The organism is Coleofasciculus sp. LEGE 07092 (assembly GCF_015207375.1).
Taxonomy (GTDB): Bacteria; Cyanobacteriota; Cyanobacteriia; order Cyanobacteriales; family Coleofasciculaceae; genus LEGE-07092.
Genome location: NZ_JADEWY010000247.1, coordinates 1 through 3,290 on the forward strand (window position 1 = coordinate 1; position 3,290 = coordinate 3,290).

At 47.1% G+C, this 3,290-nt stretch carries 5 protein-coding genes; all 5 read right to left on the minus strand.

The features are described from left to right. Positions 1 to 87: 87 nt before the first annotated feature. Positions 88 to 471, minus strand: coding sequence for a hypothetical protein (locus tag IQ257_RS30540; protein WP_228061148.1), 384 nt, complete (start codon positions 469 to 471; stop codon positions 88 to 90). 93 nt (positions 472 to 564) lie between these two features. Further along, positions 565 to 753 carry a hypothetical protein gene (locus tag IQ257_RS30545; RefSeq protein ID WP_228061149.1) on the minus strand — a complete coding sequence of 63 codons (189 nt, stop codon included), beginning with the start codon at positions 751 to 753 and terminating at the stop codon, positions 565 to 567. 268 nt (positions 754 to 1,021) lie between these two features. Then, entirely contained in the window at positions 1,022 to 1,327 is a 306-nt protein-coding gene (locus IQ257_RS29125; RefSeq protein WP_193882471.1) for a hypothetical protein, read from the minus strand. Next, the gene (locus IQ257_RS29130; RefSeq protein WP_193882473.1) at positions 1,287 to 2,078 is read right to left on the minus strand and encodes a DNA cytosine methyltransferase; all 792 of its coding nucleotides are present in this window, start codon (positions 2,076 to 2,078) and stop codon (positions 1,287 to 1,289) included. Before IQ257_RS29130 ends, IQ257_RS29125 begins: the two co-directional genes overlap by 41 nt. A gap of 439 nt (positions 2,079 to 2,517) precedes the next feature. After that, a partial coding sequence (locus tag IQ257_RS29135; protein WP_193933475.1) for a hypothetical protein occupies positions 2,518 to 3,290 on the minus strand: 773 nt, incomplete at its 5' end.

The following is a 3,290-nucleotide window of genomic DNA, read 5'->3' on the forward strand; positions in this document are numbered from 1 at the left end:
TAGCCTCTATCCTACCTCTGAATATTGATACCCACACATAGATTCTTGAGCTGAGTGTTGTTTGATGGCAAGAGCTAACCTCCTATTTTACCTCAAAATCTCAATAATTTTAGATGCGTTTACCCTGCCAAGGTAAGGATACTGTAACGGTTTTGTTTTCAGGAGTTCTTGCCAGTATCGTATCGCATTGTGTTTAGTGGTTTCTAGAGCGCGCTGTTTGTGAACTCTACCTATTTCCATTAAAAAATAGGTAAGTTTCATGGCAGTAACTAGGTTAATCAATCCCACAGCTTTTAAATGTTGTAAAAAAATATGTCGGAGGATTGGCAGTTTTTGTTTGTGACGAAAGTGCCTCCACCACTGCATTTGATGCAGGGCTATACGGGTTTGATAACCTAATATTATTTCAACTTCAGCCAGTTTCTCTTTAACTTTATAATAAAATTGCATTTCTTGATTAGGATTACCCACTTGATAAGCTAAATCTGCCTCATCAGCTAATTGATAGGCTTCACTGATTAACTTCCCAGCGGTTTCAGCTTGTTTTTCACTATCGCTCTTCTGTCACTCTGGGAAAAGTAAAATCATAGCCAACTGATGAAAGTCAAACCCCATGGACAGTAGAGCGATATAACCAAGTATTTTATAAATATTGGCAGCGGCTAAGGCTAATTCCGTAAATTTTTCTGCATCATGTAACCAATATATTTGTGCTTGTAGCTCACCCAATGTGACAGCTAAATTTTCGTTCATGGTTTCCTCACTTTTTCAAAGCTGGTCATGGGGATGCAGGATAAACTTAGCCCTGCTCTTAGTCTCTCTGCCAAAAGTTGTCACAGTCTACCAATAAGAGCTTGGTCATGCTTCCTTTGTGTGCAAGTACTGGAACTTTCTAGGGGATTTGTGACGTAATGTAATACATAATTCCCCTAGAATTTGGGGCTACCCTCTCAGCCAACTAAAAATGATAGAACTTTCTAGGGGAAATAACTAAATTTCACATTTCCCCTAGAATTTAGAGCTACTCGCTAATCTCCCCTTTAGGCTCCTTACCCAACAGATAGAGAATCTCTCGAATAGATCGCTCCTCTCTGATGGCATCTGCAACCCAAGGCACTTTGCGCTTCGGCACTCCCTCTTTCACTGACCGCCAGCCCCGTTTAGCTCCTGGGTCACGGACATCGTAGTTATACTGCCAAGAGCTATACTCCTTACCTTTCTTCACCACCACATTTCTGGTGAGAGAACCGCTGGCTGGCTTTTTGTTAGAACCGCGTTTCTTCCGCTTAGAGGAGGGAATTGAGATAGAGAATTCGTCTAAGGGCAATGTTTGCAACTCTGGGGTCGAGTGCATTACCAAGCGCTCCCCTTCGCCTTCTCGTAACTGAGTCGCCGCTCTTAACTCCGATGGGGACGAGTACCCCAGAGGGAGTCCGTTCTTCAACTCCAGCCAGTCCGGGTTGTATACCTCGCCCTTCCCAAGAATCCCTTTCGCACGAGAGGTACTCTCTGACTTGCTCAATCCAGGGGCGCGGCTGCTGTGGGATAATGCCCCGTGCGAACCCAACCATGAGCAATCGTTTCCGACGCCAGGGGGCGGCAAAGTGGGAGCTTTCGACACAAAGCCATTCGACATCGTACCCGAAAAGCTCCATTTCACTGAGGATAAACGTGAAATATGTCCCAACTCCTGCTCCGGGACGGAGGGGACAACTGAGGAGTCCTGGCACGTTTTCAATGCACCAGAATCGGGGTGTTGAGAGAGCGATCGCTTCGAGGAGTGCTGGGATACAGTCTCGCTCGTCCGAAGCTCCCTTTCGCTTTCCTTGGATTGAGAATGGAGTGCAGGGTGGTGAGGCGGTGAACAAGTCGATTGTGCCAAACTCTTGTCTAACGGCTCTCCAAGCTCGAATGTCTCTAATACAAGCGGCTCTTTTGTATCTAGAGAGCAGGATGTCTCGGCAGTAAGAGTCAGTGTCGCAGGTGACGACAAGGTTAAGTCCCGGAACTCGGCATCCAGCGTAAGGGAATCCCGCTCCAATTCCACTACAGAAGTCTGCCCAGTTGATAAGCTCCATACTTCGGCGTTGCTCAGTAACCTTATCTGAATTTTGAGTTTCTTCCGCTGCTTGTCCCAATAGGTGCCTGTGTAGGAAGCAATTTTCTCCAGCTCTACCTTCAAATGATTGATTCGTTGGGAATTGGTTGGGACTGTTCCCTCACCCAAAAACTTCAGGGTATGAGCTAATACTGGATAGTGTTCTCCGCTCTCCCACAGAATCAGCGGATAGGAAGGGCTAATTAGTGAGTGCGGTTCTTCATCCCACCACAACCCAAATGGTTCTGGGTCTGTAGACACGATGATTCCATGTCCTCTAACGGGGTGCGATACACAATCGCCTTTCTCAAATCCCCTAGAATTTTTAGGGTCTTGCTGAGTTGGGGAGTGCATAGGTGATGGGGATTTATCATTCCATCCCTGAGTATTCAGCTCGTAATCGGTAAAGGTGTCGCTCATCAGAACTGCACCTCCACATAGAACCCAGAGACGTTCGGCGAGCGCGGTGCCTGAGCCTGCCGAAGGGCAGTCAAGTCGTCATTACGAGCCACTTTGAACATCGGATCGCCTTGATTTACGGCATCCATCCAAGGTTGGCAAGTTGTATCGTTGTAGTAAACACACCAGCATTTCAGAAGAGCCGAGTAGGCGATCGCTCTGACTCTATGGGAAAGCTTGTGATACTTTGCCCATTCCTCTAAGCCCTCTGGACAAGGGGGAATGCTCTCTAAAAAGGATTTTTGTGGAGAATTGTTAAGGGGAACAGCAGCAGAATGGGAGCCACTCCCAACCGGATCACGCGGTCGCCAGCCGTCGCGGATAGCTTTCAACAGTGACTGAGTTGGAGCTTCAACTTTTGTCTCACGCGCCCAAGCTAACCACGTATGAATTGCCAGGTAAGGGTCTGGTGATTGGACAACCGCTTCAAGTAACCATCGGTTAGAAGTATCAACCCCCTGATATTTCAACTCATCTTCTAGGGGAATTGAGGGAAGTTTTTCTCGCGGCGGTGCGGCGGCTCCAAATTTTTCAGTGCTTCGGCTTCCTTTGGCTTCACTCAGGACAAGTCGTTCAGCACTGAGGGAATCAATTTCGGCTTTTTGCCGACAGTCCTTTTGAGGCTCTTCTACTTTGATTGAGAGTTTGCCCAAAATTTCAGCACATTTTTGTATCCCCTCATTGACCACTAAGGCTGTTTTAGGACGAATATCTACATCACACTCTTGGGGAG

Excerpts from the sequence above, each read along its gene's own strand:
- IQ257_RS30545 (WP_228061149.1), bottom strand. The coding sequence starts at position 753 with ATGAACGAAAATTTAGCTGTCACATTGGGTGAGCTACAAGCACAAATA.
- IQ257_RS29130 (WP_193882473.1), bottom strand. The coding sequence starts at position 2,078 with ATGGAGCTTATCAACTGGGCAGACTTCTGTAGTGGAATTGGAGCGGGA.